Consider the following 26255-nt stretch of genomic DNA (forward strand, 5'->3'; position numbering starts at 1 on the left):
ACCGGCGGTTCCGAAACGCGGTGTCGGACGAGGCCGGACACCGGCGTGAAAAGATCGGAAACATCATGAGCACCGCTTCGAAATCCGGCCGGATTTTCTCCGGCGTGCAGCCCACCTCTGATTCGCTTCACCTCGGCAACGCGCTGGGCGCGATCACCCAGTGGGTCGCGCTGCAAGACACCTACGCCGCGTTCTTCTGCGTGGTCGACCTGCACGCCATCACGGTCGCGCAGGACCCCGAGGCGTTGCGTCGCCGCACCCTGGTCACCGCCGCCCAGTACTTGGCGCTGGGCATCGACCCCGCCCGCAGCACCGTCTTCGTGCAGAGCCAGGTGCCCGCCCACACGCAGCTGGCGTGGGTGCTGGGCTGCTTCACCGGCTTCGGACAGGCCTCGCGGATGACGCAGTTCAAGGACAAGTCGCAGCGCCACGGCACCGACTCCACCACCGTCGGGCTGTTCACCTATCCGGTGTTGCAGGCCGCCGACGTGCTGGCCTACGACACCGATCTGGTCCCGGTGGGCGAGGACCAGCGCCAGCACCTCGAGCTGGCCCGTGACATCGCCGAGCGGTTCAACAGCCGGTTCCCGGACACGTTCGTGGTTCCCGACATGCTGATCCCCAAGGCCACCGCCAAGATCTACGACTTGGGCGACCCGACGTCGAAGATGAGCAAATCGGCCGCCACCGACGCCGGGCTGATCAACCTGCTCGACGATCCGGCGTTGTCCGCCAAGAAGATTCGTTCGGCCGTGACCGACAGCGAGCGCGAGATCCGGTTCGACACCGAAGCCAAGCCGGGCGTATCGAACCTGCTCACCATCCAGTCGGCGGTCACCGGTGTAGCCGTCGACAAGCTCGTCGACGGCTACGCCGGGCGCGGCTACGGCGATTTGAAGAAGGAGACCGCCGAGGCAGTCGTCGAATTCGTCACCCCGATCAAGGCCCGGGTCGACGAATTGACCGCGGATCCGGCCGAATTGGAGGCCGTGCTGGCGGCCGGTGCACAGCGCGCCGACGAGGTGGCCGGGAAAACGGTCCAGCGGGTCTACGATCGGCTGGGGTTTCTTTCGCGACGGAGGTAGTGCGCTCACCATGGACGAGCCGGCCAAGCCAGGCATCCTTGACCGGTTGCGGGCCCGGTTCGGATGGCTCGACCACGCGCTGCGCGCCTACAAGCATTTCGACGAGCGCAACGGCGGCTTCCTGGCGGCCGGACTCACCTACTACACGATCTTCGCGTTATTCCCTTTGCTGATGGTCAGTTTCGCGGTCGTGGGTTTCGTGCTGGCCCAGGATCCCAAGCTGCTCGCCAGCATCGACGACCACATCCGCAACACGGTCTCGGGCGCGCTCGGACAGCAGCTGGTGGGCTTGATGAATTCGGCGATCAACGCACGTACGTCGGTCGGTGTGATCGGGCTGGCCACCGCGGCGTGGGCGGGTCTGGGCTGGATGTCGAACCTGCGCGGGGCGGTCACCGAGATGTGGTGGGACGAACCGCTGCAACCGGCGGGATTCGTGCGCGACAAGCTCTCCGATCTGGTCGCGATGGTGGGCACCTTCGTGGTCATCCTCGCCACCCTCGCCCTCACCGCGCTCGGGCACGCCGCGCCGATGCGCACGGTATTGAAATGGGCTGGCATACCGGATTTCTCGATATTCGGCGAACTGTTCCGCGGCCTGTCGATCCTGGTGTCGCTGCTGGTGTCGTGGATGCTGTTCACCTGGATGATCGGCCGGCTGCCGCGACACAAGGTCAGCCTGCCCGACTCGGCCCGGGCCGGCTTGCTCGCGGCGATCGGCTTCGAGCTGTTCAAACAGGTGGCCTCGATCTACCTGCGGGTCGTGTTGCGCAGCCCGGCGGGTGCGACGTTTGGGCCGGTGCTGGGGCTGATGGTGTTCTCCTACATCACCGGGTATCTCGTGCTCTTCGCCGCCGCGTGGGCCGCCACGCTTTCCAACGACCCGCGCAGCAAGTACGCCCCACCGCCGGCGCCGGCGGTCATCGCTCCACGGGTGCTGCTGGACGGGGGAATCAGTACCCGGCAGACGCTGGCCGCGATGGCGATGGGAGCCGTTGGCGCGCTGGCCTTTTCCCGGTTGACCCGCCGGCTCCGTTAGCGCCAGACCCCCCGGGCCATCACGGCCGCGACCCGCAATTCACGGTCCAGCACGACGAGGTCGGCGTCGTAGCCGGCCCGCAGCGCGCCGACCCGCTGCAGCCCCAGCGCCCGCGCCGGGGTGGTCGAGGTCATCTGCACGGCGGCGGCCAGGGTGGCGTCGGCGTCGGGGCCGAGTCGCGAAACCGTGCGGAAGAGCCGATCCATCGTGGCGGTGCTGCCGGCGATCGTCGACGTGCCGTGCACCCGGGCCACCCCCACGTCGACGTCGACCCGTACCCCGCCGAGCCGATATGCGCCGTCGTCACAGCCGGCCGCGGCGATGGCATCGGTGATGACCGCGACCCGGTCGGGCCCGGCGGCCCGGACGGTCGCGTGCACCGCGACGGGGTGCAGGTGCACACCGTCGGGGATCAGCTCGACGATCACATCCGGGTGTTCCAGCAGCGCCAGCGCCGGGCCGGGCGCGCGATGGTGTAGCGGCGGCATCGCGTTGAACAGATGCGTGCCGACCGTGGCGCCCAGGGCGATCGCCTGCTGAGGCCGCTCGTAGGTCGCGTCGGTATGTCCCACGGCGACAACAACTCCCGCGTCGACGAAGCGCCGGATCGCCTCGCTGCTGCCGGGCCGCTTCGGCGCCAGCGTGACCATCCGGATCGTGCCGTCGCCGGCGGCCAGCACCTCGTCGATCTCGGCGAGTTCGGGATCGCGCAGCCGGGCGGGATCGTGTGCCCCGCAGCGTGCGGCGGACAGCCACGGCCCTTCCAGGTGGATACCGGCGATGGTGCCGGATCCGGTGGCGTCGGCCAGCGCGCGCACGCCCGCGATCAGCGGGCCGGGTGCGGCGGGGACCAGGCTGGCCAGTGTTGTGGTGGTGCCGTGGCGTTGGTGGAACTGCGCGGCCGCGCCGATGCGTTCGGCGTCCAGGTACGAGGCTCCGCCGCCCCCATGCACGTGCATGTCGACAAACCCCGGCACCACAAGGCAATCCGGGAAGTCGCGGTCGGGTTGCCCGGGCGGTGCGCCGTCCCCGCAGGCCAGAATCTGCGTCCCGGCGACCTGTACCCATCCCGGCCGGCAGACCCGGCCGTCGAGCACGACGGTGCCGGCGCGGATCAGGGGCACGGGTCTTCCCAGCGGCCGCCGTTTTCCCAGAAGTGCCGGATCTCCTCGAGTTGGCGTCCCTTGGTCTCCGGCGCGAACCGGTAGACGAACCCGAACGCGATGACCGCCAAAACCCCGAACACCGCGAAAGTGCCTGCGCCGCCGAGCGAATGCAGCATGGTCAAAAAGACCGCCGCCACGATGGCGTTGGCGATCAGGTTGGACGTCAACATGGTGCTCGACCCGATGGACCGCAACCGGGTGGGGAAGCTCTCGCTGGCGTACACCCAGCCCAGCGAGCCGAATCCCAGCGTGTAGCCGATGATGAACACCAGGATGCCGGCAAACCCGAGCACCGCGCCGCCGCCGCGAGCGAACACCACCGCCAGCAGGACGTCGGCGGCGATCATCATGGCGATGCCGCACAACAGGATTGGGCGTCTGCCCACCCGGTCGACGAGCGCCAACGCCGCGCCGACCGCGGCCAACCCGGCGACCTGGACCAGTGCCGGCAGACCGAGCAGCGCGAAATTGCCGGTGAATCCCATGGCTTCGAAAATGCGGGGGCTGTAGTAGATGATCGCGTTGATGCCGGTGATCTGGATCAGAAAACCGAGCGCGATCACGAACATCGTGGCCCGTCGATACGGCGGCCGTAGCATCTCGGCGATACCGCCACTGCCTTCGCTCATCGCGCGGTGAATCTCGGCGAGCTCGTCGTCGGCGTTCGCGGTGGGCTCCACCCGCAGCAGCGCGCGCCGCGCGTCGTCGACCCGGCCCTTGAGCAGGTACCACCGAGCCGTGTCGGGCAGCCGGATCACCAACGGCAGCAACAACATCGCCGGCACGGCGGCCAGTCCCAGCATCCACCGCCAGCCATGGGCGTCGGCCAACAGGTAGCCGGCGAGGTAGCCGACGATGAGGCCGGTGACGATCGCGAACTGGTAGGTCGTCAGCAGCGCGCCGCGCACCGCCGCCGGAGCCGACTCCGCGATGAACACCGGGACGACCACCACCATCACCCCGACGGTCGCGCCCAGCCGCAGTCGCGCCGCCAGCAGCATCGGCAACGCCGGCGAGAAGGCGCCCAGCAGCGCGAACGTCGTATACGCGATCAGGATCAGCACGATCGATCGTTTCCGGCCGATCGCGTTGGCGAGCACGCCCGCCCCGAGCGCCCCGGCGATCTGCCCGATCACCGCCATCGTCGTCAGCAGTTCCTGTTCAGAAGTGGTGAGTCCGAAATCCTCGGTGATGAACAACTGGGCGCCGGCGATGATGGACAGGTCGTAGCCGTAGATGAGGCCGACACTGGCGCCGGTGAGCCCAATGCGCGGACCTCTCAAGTGATCTGCACCCGACCGGGCGCCAACTCAGTCATCCGCAAGATGGTGCCACAGCCAACATGGGTGGTCAACGGTGTCGGCCGCGGCCCCCGATCGGGGGACCAGCAATTCCACCCGGGCTCTCCGATCGGAGGATGTTATTGCTTCTTGACCATCTTAGATTCTGTTGTTATGCCCCTCACCCTGGTGTCCCCCGCCCCGGCCCAGCCGCGTGTGTTCGGGCGGCTGCTGTCCCAAGGCACCTTCTACACCGCCGGCATGCAGCTGAGCAACGGCACCGTCATCCTGCCGTTGATCTGCGCGCACCAGGGTCTGCCCTGGGTGGCCGCCCTGCTATTTCCGGCCTTCAGCCTCGGTGACATCGTCGGGAATTCGGTGTCTCCGGTGGTGATACAGCGGGTGGGCCGGATGCGGCACCGGCTGCTGGCGGCGATGGCGGCCGGCGTGGCAGCCCTGACCATGTGCGACGCGGTGATTCCCTGGCACGGCGGTTTCACCGCGGTGGTGTTCCTGCTGACCTGCGTGATAGCGGGAGTGCTGCTCGGGATCGCCGGCGTCGCCTACCCCGACATGGTCTCCAGCAAGCTATCCGCGCTGCGGCGTGGCGAGCTGTTCCTGTTCCAGAGCGCCATCGGGTCGGTGCTGGCCACCGCCGTCACGCTGTTCGTGGTGCCGGTGCTGGCGCACGGCAGCGAGATGGCGTATCGCCGCGACCTGTTGGGGCTGGGCGCGGTCGGGCTGGCCGGCTCGGCCATCGCGGCGCTGTTCGTCGGGCCGGTGCGGTCCACCGCCGCCCCCGGATGTCGATGCGGGACACCTACCGGCAGGGCATCGCGATCGCTCGGTCCCAGCCTTGGTTTCGCCGCTACATGGTCGCGTGCCTGCTGTTCGGTCCGGTCAGCCTGGGCACCACGTTCTACGCCCTGCGCACCGCCGACCACAGCCGCAGCCTGCATGTGTTGGTGATCCTGTCCAGCATCGGACTGGTTTGCGGTTCGCCGTTGTGGCGCAAGGTTTACCGCTTCTTCGGGGTGCGCGGCATGATGCTGGGCAGCGCGCTGCTCAGTGTCGCCGCCGCCACGCTGACCCTGGCGGTCGAGGTCTACGGCCAATGGACCCACGTCTGGGCGTACGGTACGGTGTTCCTGGTGGCGACGGTCGCCGCCCAGGCCGTCTTCGCCGCGGCGATCTCCTGGCTCAGGCGATCTCCTGGCTCAGTGTGGTCGCCGAGGAGGCGCACCGGCCGACGCTGATCGCGTTGAGCTCGACGCTGGTCACCCTGGAAACCATGGCACTGGCCGCGGTGCTCGGCAGCATCGCGCAAAAGCACTCCACCGTCTGGCCCGACGTCATCGTGCTGATCCTGGCCATCGGCGCCGCGCTGGCTGCGCTGGGCGCTCCGCCGTCGGAAACCCGGCGGGCGCTCACCCCGCTGCGCGTCCCGGCGGCCGCCCCCGCGCCGATCCTGCAGGCAGCCTAAAGCCGGGCTATCTCCGAGGGTTTCTCGGCGGGTGGCAGGAGTAGGGCGCGGACCAGGCGGCGGGCGGCGTGGCGTCGCAGCATTTGGCTGGCGGGGCGGGGGCGTACTCGTTGGGGCCACCAGAACCAGCGTCCGAGCAGTGCGGCGATGGACGGTGTCAGAAACGAGCGCACGATCAGGGTGTCGAAGAGTAGGTCCAGCTTGATGGTGGTGCCGATTTGGCCGATGATGCGTAGGTCGCTGAAGTAACATGATGACGGCGAAGACCATGCTGGCGGCGGTGACGACGCCGCCGGTGCCGGCCATGGCGCGGATGATGCCGGTGTTGAAGTCCGGTGCCGATTTCTTCTTTGAGTCGTGAGATCAACAGCAGGTTGTAGTCGGATCCGACGGCGAGCAGCAGGATGACCGACATGGCTAGTACCAGCCAGTACAGGTCGATGCCGAGGAGGTCTTGCCACAGCAGCACCGACAGGCCGAAGGAGGAGCCCAGCGACAGCAGCACGGTGCCGACGATGACCGCGGCGGCGATGACGCTGCGGGTGACGAGCATCATGATGATCAAGATCAGGCTGATCGCGGCGACGCCGGCAATCAGCAGGTCGTAGAAGGCGCCCTCCTGGATGTCGCGGTACGTCGACGCGGTGCCGCCCATGGAGATCGCGGCGCCCTGCAGCGGGGTTCCCTTGATGGCCTCCCTGGCCGCCTGCTGGATCGGCTCGACGCGGGCGATGCCCTGCGGCGTCGCGGGATCTCCGTCCAGGGAGATGATGAAGCGCGCCGCCTTACCGTCCGGGGACAAGAACATCTTCAGGCCCCGCTTGAAATCCGGGTTTTCGAAGGCCGACTGCGGCAGATAGAACGAATCGTCGACCTGGGCGGCGTCGAAGACCCGGCCCATCGCGCCGGGGTCCTTGCTGGTCATTTCCTGCTGCTTATAGAAGGACAAAAGTGTGCCGTGCCAGATGACCATCATGTCGCGCATGATGGTCATCGTCGAAATCATCGGCAGCATCTGCGCGCGCATCTCCGGCAACAACCGGATCAGGACATCCATGTCCTTGACGAGCGATTCCAACTTCTCACTCAGCTGATCGATGTTGTCGAACGTTTCGAATATCGATCGCACCGCCCAGCACGCGGGGATGTCGAAACAGTGCTTTTCCCAGTAGAAGTAACTGCCGACCGGGCGAAGGAAATCCGACAGGTCCGCGAGGTGATCCCGGATGGTGTCGGTGGTGTTCGACATGTCATGCGTGAGGTGATCCATATCGACGGTGTTGTCGACGATTTCTCCCATCAGTTGATACATGTGTTTCATCGTCGCGATGGAGACATCCATCGCCTGCACCTGAATCAGCATGTCGTCCAGCCGATCCTTCATGAATTGCATGTTCTCGGCATTCGACACACCTTGCATGCTCATGATGAACGGAATGGACGTGTGTTTGAGCGGCGTTCCCAGCGGCCGCGTTGTCGATTTCACCTGTGAGATACCGAAACTGTGAAAGATGGTCTTTGCGACCTTATCCAGGATCAGCATGTCGACGGGCGTGCGCATATCATGATCGGTCTCGATCAATAGCACATCGGGGTTCAGCCAAGCCTGCGAAAAGTGCCGGCCCGCCGCCGTGTCGCCGACATTTGACGGCATGCTGGCCGGCATGAATCGGCGCAGGTCGTAAGTGGTCCGGTAATTCAGCAAGGCCAACAGCCCGACGAACGCCACCGCGCAGGTCGCGGCGAGCACCGGGCTCGGCCAGCGAACGATCGCGGTGCCCACCCGGCGCCACCGCCGGGTGTTCGGCCGGTGCTTGGGGTCCAACAGCCTGAACGAGCCGGCGACGGTCAGCACCGCCGGCCCGAGCGTGAGCGCGGCGAGCACCGCGACCAACATGCCCACCGCGCAGGGCGGGCCCATCGACTGGAAGTACGGCAGCCGGGCAAAGCTGAGGCAGAACATGGCGCCGGCGATCGTCAACCCGGAGCCCAGAATCACGTGGCCGGTGCCGCGGAACATCGTGTAGAAGGCGCTTTGCCGGTCTTGGCCGGCGTATCGGGCCTCGTGGTAGCGACCCAGTATGAATATCGCGTAGTCGGTGCTGGCGGCGATGGCCAGCAATGTGACCAGGTTCGTCGCGAAGGTCGAAAGGCCAAAAGCGTTGTGGTACGCGAGAATCGCGACGACTCCGCGGATCGTCCCCCCAGCTCGATCCCGACCAGGACGAGGACGAGGACCGTGGTCACGATGGATCGGTAGATGAACAACAACATGGCCATGATCACCAGGGTGGTGATCAGGGTGACCTTGGCGACGCTCTCGTTGCCGGCCTAGGTTTGGTCGGCGATCAGCGCGTAGGGACCCGTGATGTAGGCCTTGACCCCGCGCGGCGGCGGTGTGCTGTCCACGATCTGCCGGACGGCGTGCACCGAGTTGTACGCCTGTGTTTCGTTGTTGCCGGCCAGGAACACCACGACGTAGGCGGCCCTGTCGTCCGCGCTTTGCGATCCCCCCGCCGTCGGCGGGTCGCTCCAGAAGTCCTGGATGTGCGCGACGTGCACAGTATCGGCCGTAAGCCGCCGCATCAGCTCGCTATAGAAACGGTGCGCATCGTCGCCGAGCGGTTTGTCGCTTTCCAGCACGATCGTCACCGAGCTGTTGTACGTGAACTCGTGGAATAACTGACCCATGTGTTTGATTGCCCGGACCACGGCCGCGTCTTTCGGGCTCAGCGATACCGAGTGTGCCTTACCGACCACTTCCAGCTGCGGGATGGCCAGATTAACGACGGCCGTCAGCCCCACCCATAACAGCACGATAGGCACCGCAAAGCGGGCGATCATCCGCGGCAGAACCGGCGTGCCAAAATTCGGCGCATCGGCGATTTCGCTCATCCCGCGTTCACCATTCGCTTCGCGACTCGGGTAACCGAAATCATCTTTACTCCCGCGCTGTGTTACCGGGTCGCAAAACAATTTGGTGTTTGATTGCGTCAGCTAATTTTAAACGCTACCGCCGACGCGCGGCGGCGTCGAAAGAGTTAAGCCAATCGTTATATGGCGCGGCGGTTCATCGAGCGCGCGACCATGATCAACGAGAACACGACGACGGCCCCGACAATCCCCACGCCCACCCGCACCGGCATCGCGTCGGCCGACGGCAGCAGCCCCGCCGCCTGGGGTCCGGGCCGCTCCGCGGCGGCGTCCTGCTTGGGTGCCAGCGACGGGTCTGGTGCGATCAGCGTGCCGACCTGGGTGCCGACCGGGGTGGCGAATCCGTAGTCTAGCAGGTGCGCCGCCTGCTCCCAGGGCGCGATCGGCTGGCGGGTGCCGTGCAGCAATATCGCGACCAGCCGTCGGCCGTCGTGGTTGGCCGCGCCCACGAACGTCTGCCCGGCGTCGTCGGTGTAGCCGGTCTTGCCGCCCATCGCGCCCGGGTACTTGTAGAGCAGCTGGTTGTCGTTTTCCAGCTCGTAGCCGGGGTGGTCGCCGTGGCCGGGGAAGTCGAAGGTCTTCGTTGCGACGATGTCGGCGAAAGTCGGGTTCTGCCAGGCGTATCGGTAGAACAGGCCGACGTCGTAGGCCGAGGTGCTCATGCCGGGTCCGTCCAGTCCCGACGGTGTTGCCACCCGGGTGTCCTGGCCGCCGAGCTTGGCGGCCAGCACGTTGATCTTCTCCAGCGCCTGCTGCATCCCACCCAGTTGCATGGCCAGCGCGTGCGCGGCGTCGTTGCCGGAATGCATCAGCAGCCCGTGCAGCAGCTGGTTGACGGTGTAGACGCCGCCGTCGTCCACGCCGACTTTGGTGCCCTCGGCCGCGGCGTCGTCGGCCGTTCCCGTCACCGACTTGTTGAGCGGCAGCGCGTTCAGCGACGCCATCGCGACCAACACCTTGATGATGCTGGCCGGACGGTGCCGGCCGTGCGGATCCTTGGCCGCGATCACCGCGCGGCTGTCCAGGTCCGCGACCAGCCAGGCCTCGGCGGAGACGTCGGTCGGCAGCGCCGGGGTATCGGGTGCGGTGATGATGCCGCAGCCCGACAGCGCCTCGCCGCCAACCGGCTTGGCCGGCACCGCCAGCGGGATCGGCGGGTCGCCGGCCTGCGGCACTTCCGAGGAGTCCACCGCCGGCGGGGTGTTCACCCGGTACGGGCAATTGGGGCTCCCGGCATTGGGTCCCGGGCTCGGCTCCGCCAGCGCGGCCGGCATGCCCATAGCGGCCGGGGCGGCGACCATGAAAACAGCCGCGGCCAGGCAGGATGCGGAACGTACAAAGCTCATGGTGAGTGCAGACTAGGTGATTGCGGGCCAGATCGCCGGGAGCCGCGCTGTGACTGGTGGGGCACAAGTTGCAAACTTTGCCCCGGCGCGCGAACGCGGTGCCCAGCCCCTACACTGTCGGCTATTCCAAAACTTCGAATGTGGTTCAAGGGTCCCAAGGGGCCCAGGTCGCTGGACCAACTGCTCAAGCAGGCCGAGAAGGCGACCCAGGTGCGGCGGGCCGGGACCGAGCAGGTGCTGGCCGAGCTGCGGTCGCTGCGCGAAACCACGCACGATCCCGAGTTGCAGTCCGCGCTGGCGTGGCTGTGCAACGCGCTGACGCGGCTGACGGGCAGCTCGTCGGCGGCGCATGCCCGCGAGGTGTTGATGGCCGCCGACGGGGTGAAGCGCGCGGCCGGCTAGAGCGCGGTGGCGGCCAGGTCCACGCGTGCGATGGCCGGAAAGTTGATCGTGCCCAGCCACAGCTTGCCGGCCGACTCGACCAGGCCGGTGACGGCGCCGAAGTCGGCATGATGCGTGCGCAGCCCCGCGACGGCCGCGCCGCTGTCCGGGTCGAACGCGACCGCCCAGATCTCCTGCTTGATCGTCGGTTGCAGCCGCTCGGGCAGCCGCCACACCACCTTGCGGAGCATCGGGGCGCGGGGGAACAGCGCCTCCAGCGCCGGGTTCGCCTCGGCGACCAGCGCGGCCCAGATCCGGCCGTCGGCGCCGGTGGACAGGTTGTCGGGCATTCCGGGCAGGTGGGCCGCCAGCGGCGTCACCGATCCGGCCCGCGGCCCGCGCAGCCAGTACTTCGACAGCCGGCGCGCCTGGGTCTCGGCGAATACCAGCGCCGAGGAGTCGGCCGTCGTCGTCAGCCCGTTGGCGAAGTACAGGCCGTCGACCAGCGTGGTGATCGAGCCGTCCGCATCGAGACGGTACAAGCCGCCGGTTCCGCGTGCCTCCACGATGGGGGCGGTGTAGTGCTCGAAATGGTAGTCGGCCGTCGATTCGGTGAAATAGTATTGTCCCGTCTGGTGTTTCGGTGACATTCGAGCAGAACTTCAGCCGCCTGCCGCCGACGGATTCGGCGAGCGCAGTTAGCCCGCCGCCTGGGTCCAGCGCGAGCAGGCCGCGATGGTTGTCGCAGATCAGGACCCGGCCGTCGCGGGCGACGTGCAGACCGAGCGGCCGCCCGCCGGTGTTGGCAACAACCTCGGGGACGGTGGGCTGCCCGTCGGGCGCGATCCGCACGATGCGCCCGTCCTCGAGGCCCGTCCACAACCGGCCGTCCGGGTCGACGACGATGTCCTCGGGCCCGTTGCCGGGCACCCCGACGACGGTGACGCTCGGCGCCGGCAGGTTCGGCAACGCCTCGATTGGTGGCGGCTGCCACCGGACCGGATGGATGCGGGGTTTGCGCGCCATGCCTGGACTTTAGAGGCGCCCCTGGATCTCCGAAAGCACGCCGCGCAGGATCGATTCGATCGCGTCGAACTCGGCTTGACCGCTGATCAGTGGCGACGCCAACTGGACGACGGAATCGCCGCGATCGTCGGTGCGGCAATACAGCCCCGCCTCGAACAGGGTCGCCGACACCTGGCCCAGCAGGGTGCGGCGTTCGTCGTCGGTGAACGTCTGCTTGGTGGCCTTGTCCTTGACCAGTTCGACGCCGTAGAAGAAGCCCTCGCCCCGAACGTCGCCGACGATCGGCAGGTCGTACAGCTTCTCCAGGGTGGCGCGGAAGGCGGGCGCGTTGGTCTTGACGTGGTCGTTGATGCCCTCGCGCTCGAAGATGTCGAGGTTGGCCAGCCCGACGGCGGCCGAAACCGGGTGCCCGCCAAAGGTATATCCGTGCGGGAACATCGTCTCGCCGTCGTCGAACGGCTCGAACAAGCGCTCGCTGGCGATCATCGCGCCGATCGGGGCGTAGCCCGACGTCATGCCCTTGGCGCAGGTGATCATGTCGGGCACATAGCCCAGGTCGTCGCAGGCGAACATCGAGCCGATCCGGCCGAACGCGCAGATCACCTCGTCGGACACCAGCAGCACGTCGTATTCGTCGCAGATCTGTCGAACCCGCTCGAAATAGCCTGGGGGAGCGGGGATGCTGCCGCCGGCGTTCTGCACCGGTTCCAAGAACACCGCGGCCACGGTGTCGGGTCCCTCGAACTCGATCGCCTCGGCGACCCGGTCGGCGGCCCACTGCCCGAAGGCTTTGGCGTCGGTGTGAAAGGGTTCGGGCGCGCGATAGAAGTTGGTGTTGGGCATTCGGAAGCCGCCGGGCGTGACCGGCTCGAACGGCGCCTTGAAGCGCGGCAACCCGGTGATCGCCAGCGCGCCTGGGTGGTGCCGTGGTAGGCAACCGCCCGCGAAATCACCTTGTGTTTCCCGGGTTTGCCGGTGAGCTTGAAGTATTGCTTGGCCACTTTCCACGCGGTCTCGACGGCCTCGGTGCTGCCGGTGGTGAAGAAGACCCGGTTCAGGTCGCCCGGGGCGTAGTGTGCCAGCCGCTCGGCGAGCTCGATCGCGGGCGGGGTGGCGTACCCCCACAGCGGGAAGAACGCCAGCGTGCCGGCTTGGCGGGCCGCCACCTCGGCCAGCTCGGTGCGGCCGTGCCCGACCTGGACGGTGAACAGCCCGGACAGCCCGTCCAGGTAGCTGCGGCCGCGGTCGTCTTAGATGGTGACGCCCTCGCCGCGGGTGATGATCGGCGGCGTGATGGTCGCGCCGTGCCGGGAAAAATGCAGCCAGAGATTGTCAGTCATCGTGCCGTGAGCGTAACCCACCCCGGGGGCGGCGATCACCGCAGCAGGTTCTCCGCATCCACCGTCAGCGTCGTGCCGGTGATGTAGCGACCGGACCTTGCGCACAGATAGAGCATCGCCTCGGTGACGTCCTCGGCGTCGATCACCGAGACGGGCAGCATGTTGGCCAAGGACGCCGCGAGCGCCGGGTTCTTCGCGGTGAACTCTTCGACGGCGTCGTTGTTGATCATCGGCGTCGCCACCCCGGTCGGATGCACTGAGTTCACCCGAATCTGCTTCTCCGCCAAGGTGGTTGCGTAGTAGCGCATCAACCCGACGACCCCGTGCTTGGCCGCGGTGTAGCCGGCCAGACCCGGGTTGCGCAGGCTGAATTCGGGCACCGGGGACTTGAGTCCGGCCGCCGAGCTGGTGATGACGATCGCCCCGCCGTCGCCGTGCTCGAGCAGATGCGGCAGCGCCGCTTCGATCATGCAATAGACACCGTCGAGCATCACGCCGACCGCATCGAGGTAGGCGTGTGCCGTCGGCTCGGCGTGGCCGATTCCGGGTGCCACACCCGCATTGGCGAGGACGAAGTCGACGCGGCCGAATTCGCTCACCCCGTTGGCCAGGACCGACTGAAGACGCTCGAAGTCGCGGACATCGGCCTGCTCGGCGACGATGCGGCGCCCGGTCTTCTCCACCAAATTGACCGTCTCGTCGAGATCCTCCGGGCAGCCCATCGGATAGGCGACGGAATCGATCTGCTGGCAGATGTCCACGGCGATGATGTCGGCGCCCTCTTCGGCGAACCGCACGGCGTGCGCGCGGCCCTGCCGGCGCGCACGCCGCTGATGAACGCCACTTTGCCCGCGAGTCGCCCAGCCATGAATTCACTGTCCAGCCAAACGCGGGCCTGCCGCTAGCCGGTGCGCGCACAGATCTGTTCGAGATGCGCATAAGCTCGGGCCATGACCTCGACGCAGGTCACCGAATTCGAGGCGCTGCGGCCGCACCTGATGGTGGTCGCCTACCGGGTGACGGGCACCGTGGCCGACGCCGAGGACATCGTCCAGGAAGCCTGGCTGCGCTGGGACAAACAGGACGGTGCGATCGCGGACCTGCGGGCCTGGCTGACCACCGTGGTGAGCCGGCTCGGGCTGGACCGGTTGCGCTCGGCGGCCCATCGTCGCGAGACCTACACCGGCAACTGGCTGCCCGAGCCCGTGGTGACCGGCTTCGACGGTGCCGATCCGCTGTCCGCGGTGGTGGCGCGCGAGGATGCCCGGTTCGCGGCGATGGTGGTGCTGGAGCGGCTGTCCCCGGATCAGCGGTCGCGTTCGTGTTGCACGACGGATTCTCGATGCCGTTCTCCGAAGTGGCCCAGGTGCTGAGCACCAGCGAGCCCGCCGCCCGCCAGCTCGCGTCGCGGGCCCGCAAGGCGCTCGCGGGTCAGCCGCCGCCGGAACCCGATCCGTCGCACAACGAGGTGGTCGGCAAGTTGATGGCCGCGATGGCCTCCGGCAACCTGGAAGACGTTGTGGCGCTGCTGCATCCGGATGTGACGCTGACGGGCGACTCGAATAACAAGGCGCCCACCGCAATCAACGTCATCCACGGAGCGGACAAGGTGGCCCGGTTCATGTTCGGCCTCGCACAACGCTACGGCCCGACGATGTTCACCTCGTATCAGCTGGGGCTGGTCAACGGCGAACTGGGCGGCTACACCGCGGGCGTGCCCGCCAGCGACGGTTACCGCGAGATAATGCCGCGGATCATGGCGATGACGGTGCGCGACGGAAAAGTCTGCGCCCTATGGGATATCGCTAACTCCGACAAGTTCACCGGATCCCCGCTGCGCCGCTGACGGGGCGTTGGCGGCCAGGCCCAGTCGCAGCGCTCCGGCTGCCTCGCTAGCCGCCTCGGTGAACCGGCCCCGAGGCCGACGAAGTTGAGGTAGCCGTGCGGCAGGTCGGGCTGTCGGGTCAGTGCGACCGGGATTCCGCCGGCACGCAACTTGTCGGCGTAGGCCACGGCGTCGTCACGGATCGGGTCGAAACCGGCGCTGGCGACATACGCCGGCGGCAGGCCGGTGACGTCGTCGTGCAGCGGCGAGAGTCGGGGATCGGTCAGGTCACTGCCTGGCGGTACGTAATTGTCCAGCGCCCATTGGTAATTCCGGTCGGTGAAGGTGGAGCCCTGGGCGAACAGGTCGCGCGAGGGCCGGCGCGTGCCGAGATCCGTCGGCGGATACATCAGCAGCTGAAACGCGGGGACCGGGCCGCCGCGTCGCACCGCTTGCTGTGCGGTCACCGCCGCCAGATTGCCACCGGCGCTGTCGCCCCCGACCGCGATGCGGGCGGGATCCGCACCCAGCTCGGCGGCGTGGTGGTGCGCGTATTCGAAGGCGGCGATCGCGTCGTCGACGGCGGCCGGGAAGGGATGCTCGGGTGCGCGCCGGTATTCGACCGACAGCACCCGCACGCCGGCGTGGCCGGCCAGATACCGGGCGACGGGGTCGTGGCTGACCCGGGAGCCGACCGTGAACCCGCCGCCGTGGCAGTACACCAACAATCCGGACGGTGCGGGCACATCGCCGGGAATGTAGAGGGTGGCCGGGATGTCGGTGTGTTCGACGCCAATCACTATGTCCCGCAAGGTTATCGGAGTCGGCGATCGGTACCCGATCAGCCGTGGCAGTCTGTCATAGCGGGCCCGGGCCTTGCAGATCGGACCGTCGAAAACGTCGGAGCGTGAGGCATTCTTGAGCCTGATCGCCAGCTGCGCGTCCAGATTCAGCTCCTGTCCGTCAATGCGCAGCGGCCGCCCGGCCAGGAGTCGGCGCACGGGCTTGGGTAGCGCGAAGAGGGCGTTGACGATCATGATTTCCTTCCTGTAAAACGCATGACGTGGCCGAACAGCCGCAAGTCCACGCTGACCGCGAGCTGGTGTCGCTCGCATTCGGCCTGGAATTCATCCGGCGCGATCAGCCGGTGCGGCGAGCCATCCAGCCGGTGGAATGCACCGGCGAGCGGGGTGCGGACCAGGTCGTTGCCGACAAAGGTGCCGCCCGGTCGCAGCACCCGGGTCACCTCGCCCAGCGCGCGCTCCCAGTCGATGGTGTGGTGCAGCATCAGGCAGCTGACGACGGAGTCGAACGACTCGTCGAGGAAGGGCATCGCGGTGGCATCGCCCGTTTGCGCCGACGCGTTGGGGAATTCACGCAGCCGGTCGGCGGCGGCGCGCGTCATGCGTGGGTCGAGATCCAGTGCCACCCAGGCGATCCCCGGATTGGACGAAAGGACTTGCCGGGCAACGGATCCGCTGCCCGAGCCGATTTCGAGAATATCGCGGCCCAGTCGTTGGGCGCGAAGTTCGCGGGCGATGGCCGCACTGCTGGAACGCCACAGGGCACCGCAGCAGAAGGCACGTTCGGGGCGTGACATCACGGGCATGGGCCCAAGCGTCGCGCACCCCCGGGGCTCGGCGCTTGTACGGATCCGTCAGATCGAGTCGCGGACCGCCCGGGCGAAATCGCGCGGCGCCAGGCCCGTCATCTCCCAGCAGACCCGGTTGGCGTGCGAGCCGTCGGCGAACCCGGCCAGGTGCGCGGCATCGGTGACTGAGTGGCCGTCGACGAGGTGGCCGACGGCGGCGACCAGCCGCTGCCAGCGGATCGTGGCCGAGAACGAAACGCCCGTCTGCTGCTTGCACAGTCGCCCCAAGTAATTGGGCGACAACGCGACCGCCCCGGCGACCGACGCGACGTCGAGGTGTTCGGGCACCCGGCTCGACACCACTTCGATCGCCTGCCGCAGCTGCGGGTGCACGGCCCCGGATTCCGGTGGCCCGCACAACGTCTCGACGACGAGGTCGGCGGCCGCCTCCGGGCCGTCGGTGTCCAGCAGCGCGGCCGTCGCCTCCGCCAGCTGCCGACCGTCATCGACAAGCCGGATTCCGCGACGGGCCAGCGTGTTCAGCGCCAGCCCCGCCGACGTCTGCAGCCCGAAGTACATGGTCAGCGCCGCGGAGTTCGCGTCCGAGCGTACCGCGTGGCGGGCGCCGCTGCCGAACACGACCGCCCGGCACTCGTCAAACGCGTCGCCGTCCCCGGGTGATCGCCAGCGGCCCTTGCATTCCGAGGGTGACCTGAACCGCGGGGTGGTGGTGCACGGCGAGGTCGGAGAACGCGCCGGACACCATCACCCGGCCCGGCCCCAGCTCCCAGACGCGCATACGCCACTGTAGCGCCGCTAGGCGGTCGCCCACGGAATGCGGCAACTGTCACCGGAATTGAAGCCCTGTTCGGTGATGCCCAGCGCGGAGTTCATTCGGGCCCGCATGTTCTCCACGCCGATCTGATAGGTCAGCTCGATCACCCCGGCGTCGCCGAAGCGGGCCCGCAGGTCGGCCACTTGCTCGTCGGTGACGGTGTGCGGATCGGTGGTCATCGCATCGGCATACGCGATGGCGGCGCGCTCGTCGTCGGTGAACGCCGGCGAGGTGGCGTAGTCGTCGATCTCCTTGAGCCGCTTGATATCCAGGCCGTCCAGGCGTTGCAGCATGGACCCGAAGTCGACGCACCACGAGCAACCGATCGCGCGCGGTCCAGAACACGGGCAGCTCGCGCACGTTGACCGGCAGTGTGCGCGACGCGCGGTCGATCAGGGTCTCGTGTACGGCGCCGGCGACCATCAGCCGACGGTGATGCGCGGCCACCGCGAACGGTTCGGGAACCTGGCCGTAGCGGCGCTTGGCGATCCGGTACATGGCGCGGGTCATCAGGCCGGCGCTTTTGGGTGCGAGGGACTGGATGCGTGTTTTCTGTGTCATACCCTCCAAGACGACACAGCCGCGGCGAGTGTGACCGACCGCGATCAGTGCGATCCCAAGAATTCGCCAAGAATCCGCTAAGGATTGCCCGCAACAGTGGAGCAATGACCTACTGCTACTTCGACGAGCCGCCCCGCCTGGAAGACATCGAGCCCGCTACCCACACCGAGGTGCTGGTCGCCGGCTCACGACTGGACCAGGGGCGGATGCGCGCCGCGATCGACGCGGTCTTCGCTGCTCACCCCGACCTTGGCACGGTGTTCGAGTCGAAATTGAAGATCTGGATGACCCGCCCCGGCGGCGGCTGGGCGTGGGGCGTGGAGCCCCCCCGGCGGCACCGTCGCCGACGTCGTCGCGCGGCATCTGGCCAGCTTCGACATGCACACCGGCAGGTTGTTCGCGGCCTCCCTGCTGCCGGAGATCCCGACCGGGTGGTGCTCACCGCCAGTCGGCTGTGCATCGACGAAAGCCTGGTTGCTCGTGGTCGGCGACGTGGCCCTCGAGTACAACGCCGGAACGCTCAGCGCGAAAACATCAGCGCGCGTTTGACCTCTTGGATCGCCTTGGTGACCTGGATGCCGCGCGGGCAGGACTCGGTGCAGTTGAACGTGGTGCGGCAGCGCCACACGCCGTCGACCTCGTTGAGGATGTCCAAGCGCTCCCCGGCGGCCTCGTCGCGGCTGTCGAAGATGAACCGGTGTGCGTTGACGATCGCGGCGGGGCCGAAGTAGGTGCCCTCGCTCCAGAACACCGGACAACTGGTGGTGCAGCACGCGCACAGGATGCACTTGGTGGTGTTGTCGTAGCGTGCGCGGTCGGTCGGGCTCTGGATTCGTTCCCGGGTCGGCGGGTTGCCGCTGGTGATCAGGTACGGCTTGACCGCGCGGTAGGCGTCGAAGAACGGCTCCATGTCCACGACGAGGTCCTTCTCCACCGGTAGCCCGCGGATCGGTTCGACCGTGATGGTCAACGACTTACCCGGCTTCTTGGGCAGCAGGTCGCGCATCAGCACCTTGCAGGCCAGCCGGTTCACGCCGTTGATCCGCATCGCGTCGGATCCGCACACACCGTGGGCGCAGGAGCGGCGGAAGGTGAGCGTGCCGTCCAGGTAGCCCTTGATGTAGATCAGCAGGTTGAGCAGCCGATCGCTGGGCAGACACGGTACCCGAAAGCTTTGCCAGCCACCGGTTTTCGCAAAAGCATCGGGGTCGTCCGGGTTGAACCGGGCGATCTTGAGCGTCACCATCACCGCGCCGTCCGGTACGGGCGGCAGCGGCGGGTCCCCAACCTCAGCTGTCATCAGTACTTCCGCTCTTTGGGCTCGTAGCGCGTCTGCACGACGGGTTTGAAGTCGAGCGCAATGTCGCTCAACAACTCGCTGCCCTGCTTGTAGGCCATCGTGTGGCGCATGTAGTTGACGTCGTCCCGGTTCGGGTAATCCTCGCGGGCGTGACCGCCGCGTGACTCCTTGCGGTTCAGGGCGCCGACGACCGTGACTTCGGCCAGCTCCAGCAGGAAGCCGAGCTCGATCGCTTCCAGCAGGTCGCTGTTGTAACGTTTCCCCTTGTCGTGCACGGTGATTCGCGAGTAACGCTCCTTGAGCGCGTGGATGTCGGTGAGCGCCTGCTTGAGCGTCTCCTCGGTGCGGAACACGGCGGCGTTGTTGTCCATCGTCTGCTGCAGGGCGCCGCGGATGTCGGCGACGCGTTCGGTGCCGTGCTCGCTCAAAATGTCGGCCACCCAGCCGACCACCATCGCCTCGGGCTGCGGGGGCATGTCGACGAAGTCGTGGCCTTGCGCGTAGCCTGCCGCGGCGATGCCGGCGCGGCGCCCGAAGACGTTGATGTCCAGCAGCGAGTTGGTACCCAGCCGGTTGGCGCCGTGCACGGACACGCATGCGCACTCGCCGGCCGCGTACAGGCCCGGCACGGTAGATGTGTTGTCCCGCAACACTTGTCCGGTGACGGTGGTGGGAATGCCGCCCATCACGTAGTGACAGGTGGGGTAAACCGGCACCAGCTCGGTGATCGGGTCCACGCCCAGATATGTGCGGGCGAACTCGGTGATGTCGGGCAGCTTGGCTTCCAGCACGTCTTCACCCAGGTGGCGGACGTCGATGTAGACGTAGTCCTTGTGCGGGCCGGCGCCGCGCCCCTCCAGGACCTCCAGCACCGTCGAGCGGGCCACGATGTCGCGGGGAGCCAGGTCGACGATCGTCGGGGCGTAGCGCTCCATGAAGCGCTCACCGTCGCCGTTGAGCAACCGGCCGCCCTCGCCGCGCACGGCCTCGGAGATCAGGATGCCCAGCCCGGCCAGGCCGGTCGGATGGAATTGGTGAAACTCCATGTCCTCCAACGGAAGTCCCTTGCGGAGCACGATGCCGATGCCGTCACCGGTCAGCGTGTGCGCGTTGGAGGTGGTCTTGTACATGCGGCCCGAGCCGCCGGTGGCCAGCACCACGGCCTTGGCGTGGAAGACGTGGATGCTTCCGGTGGCCAGCTCGTAGGCGACCACGCCGGTGGCCACCGGGCCGCCCGGCGTCTGGGTGAGCACCAAATCGAGCGCGTAGAACTCGTTGAAGAACTCCACGTCGTGCTTGACGCAGTTTTGGTAGAGCGTCTGCAAAATCATGTGGCCGGTGCGGTCCGCGGCGTAGCAGGCCCGGCGCACCGGGGCCTTGCCGTGGTCGCGGGTGTGACCACCGAAGCGGCGCTGGTCGATCCGTCCCTCGGGGGTGCGGTTGAACGGCATCCCCATCTTCTCCAGGTCGAGCACCGCATCGATGGCTTCCTTGCACATGATCTCCACGGCGTCCTGGTCCGCGAGATAGTCACCACCCTTGACGGTGTCGAAGGTGTGCCATTCCCAGTTGTCGTCTTCGACGTTGGCCAGCGCCGCGCACATGCCGCCCTGGGCCGCGCCGGTGTGGCTGCGGGTGGGGTACAGCTTGGTCAGCACCGCGGTGCGCACCCGCGGACCCGCTTCCACCGCCGCGCGCATTCCGGCACCGCCCGCGCCGACGATCACCACGTCGTATCGGTGTTGCTGGATCACCGGGTCAGCCTCCGACATCGGGGTTGAACGTCATCAACACGTAGGTACCCAGCACCAGCGTGAACGTAAGCGACAACAGCAGCAGGGTGTTCAGCCAGAACCGGGTGCTGTTGGTGCGGCTGTAGTCGTCGATGATGGTGCGCAGGCCGTTACCGCCGTGCAATTGCGCCAGCCACAGCAGCGACAGGTCCCAGAATTGCCAGAACGGCGACGCCCAGCGTTGCGCCACGTAGTTGAAGTCGATGCGGTACACACCGTCGTCCCACATCAGCATGATGAACAGGTGCCCGATCGCCAGGAACACCAGCGCGACGCCGGAAAATCGCATGAACAGCCAGGCGAATTTCTCGAAGTTGGGGATGCCGGAGCGCCGCCGCGGTGACCGCGGATTGTCCAGGCTGGCGGGGCGATCGTGAAAGCGTTGCCTGACGGGGGCGAGGTCGCCGGGGCCGAGCTGCAGGTCGGGGCTGCTCATCGGAAGTGCTCCATCATGTGGATGCCGATGGCCACCGCCGCGGGCACCATGACCAACAGGTAGACGACGGCAATGATCCACAACATCGTCTTCTGATGGCGGGGACCGTCGGCCCAGAAGTCGATCAAGATGATCCGGATCCCGTTGAGTGCGTGGAATCCGACCGCGGCGACCAAGCCGAACTCCATCAGACCGACGATCGGCGTCGTGTAGGTCGCGACCACTTCGTTGTAGGTCTGCGGGCTCACCCGGACCAGGGCGGTATCCAACACGTGCACGAACAGGAAGAAGAAGATCGTCGCGCCGGTGATGCGATGCAGCACCCACGACCACATTCCCGGATCTCCCCGATACAGGGTCCGTGGTGGTCGCCGCTTGCGTGATGACGCTGTGGTCTCAGTGCTCAATCCGGTCCTTATATCCGCTGCGAAACTAAAGCCGGGCACTTGAGCTTAGCCCGGCAAAGATGCGCCCGGAACCAGCCAACAGCATTCGCGAACGGCGTTTTCGTGCCAGGGTTAGGGTGGCTTTCTCGACTGATCCGATCGGTGATTGAGGTTGCGGTATGCCTGATATTGGTTGGAATTTGCTGCGGGACAAGGCAATACAAGCAGCAGCAAGAGCCTATGCGCCGTATTCGCGGTTCCCGGTGGGTGCGTCCGCGTTGGTCGACGACGGCCGGGTGATCACCGGCTGCAATGTGGAGAATGTCTCATATGGCCTTGGTCTCTGTGCCGAATGCGGAGTGGTATCTGCCCTGCATGCGACCGGTGGCGGCCGGTTGGTTGCGCTGGTGTGCGTTGACTCACAAGGGGCGTCGTTGATGCCGTGCGGGCGATGCCGCCAACTCCTACTCGAGCACGGCGGACGCGACCTGCTGATCGCGCATCCGGCCGGGCCGCGTCGCCTCGAGGAGTTGCTGCCCGATCCGTTCGATGCCGACGATCTCGCCCGGGAACGCCCTTGACCGCCTTCGTATTCGACGCCCCGACGGTCATCAGGACCAAGCGCGACGGTGCCCGATTGTCCGATGCCGCGATCGACTGGGTCATCGATGCCTATACCGATGGCCGCGTGGCCGAGGAGCAGATGGCGGCGCTGCTGATGGCCATCTTTTGGCGCGGCATGGATCGCGGCGAGATCGTCAGGTGGACCGCGGCGATGCTGGCCTCGGGCGATCGGCTGAATTTCAGCGATCTGCGCTCGGGCGGTAAGCCATTGGCCACCGTGGACAAGCATTCCACCGGCGGGGTCGGAGACAAGACCACGCTGGTATTGGTGCCCGTCGTCGCCGCCTGTGGTGGCGCGGTGCCCAAGGTCTCCGGCCGCGGGCTGGGTCATACCGGCGGCACGCTGGACAAGCTGGAGTCCATCGCGGGGTTCTCCGCGGAGATCTCGAAAGAGCAAGTGCGCCAGCAACTCTGCGATATCGGCGCGGCGATCTTCGGTGCCGGTGAGCTCGCGCCCGCCGACAAGAAGCTCTATGCACTGCGCGATATCACCGCCACGGTCGACTCGCTGCCGTTGATCGCCAGCTCGATCATGAGCAAGAAACTCGCCGAAGGCATCGGCGCGCTGGTGCTCGACGTCAAGGTCGGTGGCGGGGCGCTGATGGAGTCGGAGGCGCAATGCCGCGAACTGGCCGAAACCATGGTCGGGCTGGGTGCGGCGCACGGCGTGCCCACCCGCGCGGTGCTGACCGATATGGACTGCCCGCTGGGTGCGACGGTCGGCAATGCGCTCGAGGTCGCCGAGGCGCTCGAGGTGCTGGCCGGCGGCGGGTCTGCCGACGTCGTGGAGCTGACCGTGCGGTTGGCCGTCGAGATGCTCGAGCTGGCGGGAATCGACGGCCGTGATCCCGCCCAGACCCTGCGCGACGGCACCGCGATGGATCGCTTCCGGAAGCTAGTCGCGGCGCAGGGTGGCGACTTGTCGGTACCGTTGCCGATCGGTTCACATTCAGAGACCGTGATCGCGGCGCGGAGCGGCACAATGGGGAACATCGACGCTATGGCAGTGGGGCTGGCAGCTTGGCGACTCGGCGCGGGCCGATGCCGCCCGGGTGAGCGAGTGCAGCCCGGCGCCGGCATCAGGATTCATCGGCGCCCGGGGCAGCCCGTGGTGTCCGGTGAGCCGTTGTTCACCCTCTACACCGACACCCCCGAACGCTTCGGCGCCGCGATGGCCGAGCTGAACGGCGGATGGAGTGTGGGCGATGCGGCACCGCCGGCGCGGCCGCTGATCATCGGGGTCGCGTCGTGAGCGCCCCGCTGGAGTTGCGGCAGATCCGCAAGGCGCCGAAGGCGCTGCTGCACGATCACCTCGACGGGGGATTGCGCCCGTCGACCGTGCTGGACATTGCGGGCCAGATCGGCTACGACGAGCTGCCGGTCACCGACGCCGAGGAGTTGGCGACCTGGTTTCGCACCCGCTCGCACAGCGGCTCGCTGGAGCGCTACCTGGAGCCGTTCTCGCACACGGTGGCGGTGATGCAGACCCCCGAGGCGTTGTTCCGCGTCGGTTACGAGTGCGTGGAGGACCTGGCCGCGGACTCGGTTGTGTACGCCGAGATCCGGTTCGCGCCCGAGCTGCACATCAACCGGGGGCTGTCTTTCGACGAAGTGGTCGAGGCGGTGCTGGAAGGTTTCGCCGCCGGCGAGAAGGCGGCCGTGGCCGCGGGTCGTCCGATCGTGGTGCGTCTGCTGGTGACCGCGATGCGCCATGCCGCAATGTCGCGGGAGATCGCCGATCTGGCAATTCGCTTCCGGGACAAAGGAGTTGTCGGGTTCGACATCGCAGGAGCCGAGGCCGGAAATCCCCCGACGCGGCATCTGGACGCGTTCGAATACATGCGAGACCACAACGCGCGCTTCACCATTCATGCCGGCGAGGCATTCGACCTGCCGTCCATTCACGAGGCGATCGCGTTCTGCGGCGCCGACCGGCTCGGTCACGGGGTGCGCATCGTCGACGATATCCAGATGGGCGAGGGCGGCCGCGTCGAGTTGGGCCGGCTGGCATCGATCTTGCGCGACAAGCGAATTCCGCTGGAGTTGTGCCCGAGCTCGAACGTGCAGACCGGTGCGGTCAAGAGCATCGCCGACCACCCCTTCGATCTGCTGGCCAGGGCGCGGTTCAGGGTGACCGTCAACACCGACAACCGGTTGATGAGTGACACCACGATGAGCCTCGAAATGCACCGACTGGTAGAGGTTTTCGGCTACGGATGGAGCGATCTCGAGCGGTTCACCATCAATGCGATGAAGTCGGCGTTCATTCCGTTCGACCAGCGGCTGGCGTTGATCGACGAGGTGATCAAACCGCGGTACGCGGTCCTGATCGGGTAGAGCGGTCACCACGCTTAGAAGGGTGGGGGTTCGTCGTCGGGTGGGTGGCTCGGTGTGGTGAGTTGTGTTGGGGGTGGGCTGGTTGGTGTGGTTGGTGTGCTTGGCGTGTTGCGTGGTTTCGGCGTCGTTCGGCGGCGATGTAGTCCGATGTAGTCGTAGCGGCGTCGGGTGCGGGTGCGGCGGCGTCGGGGCATCATGGCGGTGCGGTCGGTGCAGGGGTGGGGCGGGTCTGGTGTGGTGATTTCACCGGTGGGGGCGCATAGGGCTGGGAATAGTAGGGCGGCGCCGGGGGCGGTGATGTGGGTGCGCCCGGCCGGGGAGGTCCAGATGATGGTGCCGTCGGGTAGTTGTCGGTCGTGCCATCCCCAGAAGGTTTTGATCAGGTGGTGCAGTCGGCATAGGCATTTGATGTTCGCCGCGCAGGTGGGGCCGCCGTGGGCGTAGGGGATGGTGTGGTCGAGGTCGGTGTCGATGGCGGGGCGGTCGCAGCCGGGGAATCGGCAGGTCAGGTCGCGGCAGCGGACGAAGTCGGCCAGCGCGGGTGTGGGGGTGTAGTGGGGTTCGGCTGGTGCGTTGCCGGGGTGGACCAGTGGTCGCAGGGTGGCCTGTGCGGCCAGTTGGGCGATCAGTTCGGCGGGGATGAGTACGTCGGTGCCGATCAGTGCGCCGGGTGCGGGGGCGCTGCCATCGAGGGTGGATTGGGTGGCCACGACGTGGATGAGTACCGGGCTGGGTGCTGTGGTGGTGGCGGCGGGGCAGGTGGGTTGTCCGCAGCGACACAGCAGCCGGTCGGCGTCGGTGGCCAGTGCGGCCATCGCGTCGGCGCGGCGCTGGGCCAGCGTGCGCGGATCGGCCGGACACACCGACTGGGCTAGGGCGGTTAGGCGGGCGTCGACGAGGTGGGTGTTAGGGCTTTGTAGGCGGCCGAAGATCTCGCTGAGCCCGTTGCCGCTGTCGTGGAAGGACACCTCGCGGTCGGCCTGCTGTTGTCGGGTGCGCCGGAGCGCGTCACGGTCAGTGGTCGCGACGACGCGATCGACCGCCGCACCCAGTTGGGCGCGGGTCATCGAGGGCCAGTGACGCACCTTGGCCGCCAGGTGGGCGTCGACGGTGGCCATGGCCTCGGGGTCGGTGATCAAGTCGGTGCGGTACACGATCGTCTGAAACGTCGCCTAACTGATGTCGCCGGCCAGCAACAGCGCACCGATGCGTGGCAGCCGCATGCGCAGCGCGCGGGCATAGTTCAGATAACTCGACGCCAACCCCTGGCTGATATCCAGGGCGGCGGCGATCTCGGCGGAGATGGCCGCCCAGGTATCGGCCACCCAGGACTCTCGTTCCCCCCACTGGCGCAGCCGCAGCACGTCGAGCTCACCGATCGCCGTCAACCGCGCCCCGGCCGCCCGGTTCTCCGCCAGCGCCGCCGCCCACATCCGCTCCACCACCGCCGCATCGGCATCCCCCGTCGAACACGTGTTCGATTATAG

At 67.3% G+C, this 26255-nt stretch carries 20 protein-coding genes and 7 pseudogenes; 10 read left to right on the forward strand and 17 right to left on the reverse strand.

Annotated features, from left to right (window positions below; genetic code table 11):
* The first annotated feature begins 65 nt into the window (after positions 1–65).
* Both trpS and yhjD read left to right on the forward strand, forming a co-directional pair.
* On the forward strand, positions 66–1085 hold the full coding sequence (gene trpS, locus T428_RS0124150) for a tryptophan--tRNA ligase (protein WP_025738474.1): 1020 nt from the start codon (positions 66–68) through the stop codon (positions 1083–1085).
* 10 nt (positions 1086–1095) lie between these two features.
* Positions 1096–2124, forward strand: coding sequence for an inner membrane protein YhjD (gene yhjD / locus T428_RS0124155; RefSeq protein WP_025738475.1), 1029 nt, complete (start codon positions 1096–1098; stop codon positions 2122–2124).
* Here the strand turns inward: yhjD and nagA are convergent.
* A complete protein-coding gene (gene nagA / locus T428_RS0124160) occupies positions 2121–3248 on the reverse strand; it encodes an N-acetylglucosamine-6-phosphate deacetylase (protein WP_025738476.1) in 1128 nt (375 codons plus the stop codon). The genes yhjD and nagA overlap by 4 nt on opposite strands.
* The gene (locus T428_RS0124165; RefSeq protein ID WP_025738477.1) at positions 3239–4573 is read right to left on the reverse strand and encodes a sugar porter family MFS transporter; all 1335 of its coding nucleotides are present in this window, start codon (positions 4571–4573) and stop codon (positions 3239–3241) included. The genes nagA and T428_RS0124165 overlap by 10 nt, the downstream gene beginning before the upstream one ends.
* Positions 4574–4744: 171 nt before the next feature.
* Between T428_RS0124165 and T428_RS31465 the strand changes: the two genes are divergently transcribed.
* The 3 genes from T428_RS31465 to T428_RS31475 are packed head-to-tail and all read left to right on the forward strand — an operon-like array spanning position 4745 to position 6053.
* Positions 4745–5539, forward strand: coding sequence for a hypothetical protein (locus T428_RS31465; protein ID WP_051465347.1), 795 nt, complete (start codon positions 4745–4747; stop codon positions 5537–5539).
* On the forward strand, positions 5536–5826 hold the full coding sequence (locus tag T428_RS31470; RefSeq protein WP_156943052.1) for a hypothetical protein: 291 nt from the start codon (positions 5536–5538) through the stop codon (positions 5824–5826). The genes T428_RS31465 and T428_RS31470 overlap by 4 nt, the downstream gene beginning before the upstream one ends.
* Complete coding sequence (locus tag T428_RS31475) at positions 5793–6053, forward strand: hypothetical protein (protein ID WP_051465349.1); 261 nt, start codon at positions 5793–5795, stop codon at positions 6051–6053. Before T428_RS31470 ends, T428_RS31475 begins: the two co-directional genes overlap by 34 nt.
* Here T428_RS31475 and T428_RS33790 read toward each other — a convergent pair.
* Together T428_RS33790 and dacB1 are read right to left on the reverse strand one after the other, a co-directional pair.
* Positions 6050–8948: pseudogene (locus T428_RS33790) on the reverse strand (MMPL/RND family transporter). The gene T428_RS31475 and the pseudogene T428_RS33790 sit on opposite strands and share 4 nt — an antisense overlap.
* A gap of 158 nt (positions 8949–9106) precedes the next feature.
* Positions 9107–10333, reverse strand: a complete 1227-nt coding sequence (gene dacB1, locus T428_RS0124180) for a D-alanyl-D-alanine carboxypeptidase DacB1 (RefSeq protein WP_025738478.1) — start codon at positions 10331–10333, stop codon at positions 9107–9109.
* Between the two features lie 138 nt (positions 10334–10471).
* On the opposite strand from dacB1, the gene T428_RS0124185 reads away from it, so the two are divergent.
* Entirely contained in the window at positions 10472–10735 is a 264-nt protein-coding gene (locus T428_RS0124185) for a hypothetical protein (protein ID WP_036468827.1), read from the forward strand.
* Here the strand turns inward: T428_RS0124185 and T428_RS30705 are convergent.
* The 3 pseudogenes from T428_RS30705 to T428_RS30715 all read right to left on the reverse strand — a co-directional run bounded on the left by T428_RS30705 (position 10732) and on the right by T428_RS30715 (position 13948).
* Positions 10732–11740: pseudogene (locus T428_RS30705) on the reverse strand (SMP-30/gluconolactonase/LRE family protein). The gene T428_RS0124185 and the pseudogene T428_RS30705 overlap by 4 nt on opposite strands.
* A gap of 9 nt (positions 11741–11749) precedes the next feature.
* Positions 11750–13080, reverse strand: a pseudogene (locus T428_RS30710) (aspartate aminotransferase family protein).
* A gap of 35 nt (positions 13081–13115) precedes the next feature.
* A pseudogene (locus T428_RS30715) lies at positions 13116–13948 on the reverse strand (mycofactocin-coupled SDR family oxidoreductase).
* Positions 13949–14030: 82 nt separating this feature from the next.
* On the opposite strand from T428_RS30715, the pseudogene T428_RS30720 reads away from it, so the two are divergent.
* Positions 14031–14926: pseudogene (locus tag T428_RS30720) on the forward strand (sigma-70 family RNA polymerase sigma factor).
* Here T428_RS30720 and T428_RS30725 read toward each other — a convergent pair.
* The 9 genes and pseudogenes from T428_RS30725 to sdhC all read right to left on the reverse strand — a co-directional run bounded on the left by T428_RS30725 (position 14812) and on the right by sdhC (position 21756).
* A complete protein-coding gene (locus T428_RS30725; protein WP_245605064.1) occupies positions 14812–15942 on the reverse strand; it encodes an alpha/beta hydrolase in 1131 nt (376 codons plus the stop codon). The pseudogene T428_RS30720 and the gene T428_RS30725 overlap by 115 nt on opposite strands.
* The gene (locus T428_RS0124215) at positions 15939–16514 is read right to left on the reverse strand and encodes a class I SAM-dependent methyltransferase (RefSeq protein WP_025738480.1); all 576 of its coding nucleotides are present in this window, start codon (positions 16512–16514) and stop codon (positions 15939–15941) included. The genes T428_RS30725 and T428_RS0124215 overlap by 4 nt, the downstream gene beginning before the upstream one ends.
* A 48-nt stretch (positions 16515–16562) precedes the next feature.
* Entirely contained in the window at positions 16563–17135 is a 573-nt protein-coding gene (locus tag T428_RS31480; RefSeq protein WP_025738481.1) for a helix-turn-helix transcriptional regulator, read from the reverse strand.
* Between the two features lie 16 nt (positions 17136–17151).
* Positions 17152–17295, reverse strand: coding sequence for a hypothetical protein (locus T428_RS33055; protein ID WP_156943053.1), 144 nt, complete (start codon positions 17293–17295; stop codon positions 17152–17154).
* Positions 17296–17312: 17 nt separating this feature from the next.
* Positions 17313–17901: pseudogene (locus T428_RS30735) on the reverse strand (carboxymuconolactone decarboxylase family protein); the annotation flags it as partial.
* Between the two features lie 511 nt (positions 17902–18412).
* On the reverse strand, positions 18413–19192 hold the full coding sequence (locus T428_RS0124240) for a succinate dehydrogenase iron-sulfur subunit (protein WP_025738483.1): 780 nt from the start codon (positions 19190–19192) through the stop codon (positions 18413–18415).
* Positions 19192–20946, reverse strand: coding sequence for a succinate dehydrogenase flavoprotein subunit (sdhA, locus tag T428_RS0124245; RefSeq protein WP_025738484.1), 1755 nt, complete (start codon positions 20944–20946; stop codon positions 19192–19194). The genes T428_RS0124240 and sdhA overlap by 1 nt, the downstream gene beginning before the upstream one ends.
* Positions 20947–20950: 4 nt before the next feature.
* Positions 20951–21421 (reverse strand): succinate dehydrogenase hydrophobic membrane anchor subunit, encoded by a 471-nt coding sequence (locus T428_RS0124250; protein WP_025738485.1) that lies wholly within the window; start codon positions 21419–21421, stop codon positions 20951–20953.
* Entirely contained in the window at positions 21418–21756 is a 339-nt protein-coding gene (gene sdhC / locus T428_RS0124255; protein ID WP_025738486.1) for a succinate dehydrogenase, cytochrome b556 subunit, read from the reverse strand. The genes T428_RS0124250 and sdhC overlap by 4 nt, the downstream gene beginning before the upstream one ends.
* A 230-nt stretch (positions 21757–21986) precedes the next feature.
* On the opposite strand from sdhC, the gene T428_RS0124260 reads away from it, so the two are divergent.
* The 3 genes from T428_RS0124260 to T428_RS0124270 are packed head-to-tail and all read left to right on the forward strand — an operon-like array spanning position 21987 to position 24768.
* Positions 21987–22388 (forward strand): cytidine deaminase, encoded by a 402-nt coding sequence (locus T428_RS0124260; protein ID WP_025738487.1) that lies wholly within the window; start codon positions 21987–21989, stop codon positions 22386–22388.
* A complete protein-coding gene (locus T428_RS0124265) occupies positions 22385–23683 on the forward strand; it encodes a thymidine phosphorylase (RefSeq protein ID WP_025738488.1) in 1299 nt (432 codons plus the stop codon). Before T428_RS0124260 ends, T428_RS0124265 begins: the two co-directional genes overlap by 4 nt.
* Complete coding sequence (locus T428_RS0124270; RefSeq protein WP_025738489.1) at positions 23680–24768, forward strand: adenosine deaminase; 1089 nt, start codon at positions 23680–23682, stop codon at positions 24766–24768. Before T428_RS0124265 ends, T428_RS0124270 begins: the two co-directional genes overlap by 4 nt.
* A gap of 14 nt (positions 24769–24782) precedes the next feature.
* On the opposite strand, the pseudogene T428_RS30740 reads toward T428_RS0124270, so the two are convergent.
* Positions 24783–26201 (reverse strand): annotated as a pseudogene (locus T428_RS30740) (HNH endonuclease signature motif containing protein).
* Between the last annotated feature and the right edge of the window lie 54 nt (positions 26202–26255).

Source organism: Mycobacterium genavense ATCC 51234, assembly GCF_000526915.1.
Taxonomy (GTDB): domain Bacteria; phylum Actinomycetota; class Actinomycetes; order Mycobacteriales; family Mycobacteriaceae; genus Mycobacterium; species Mycobacterium genavense.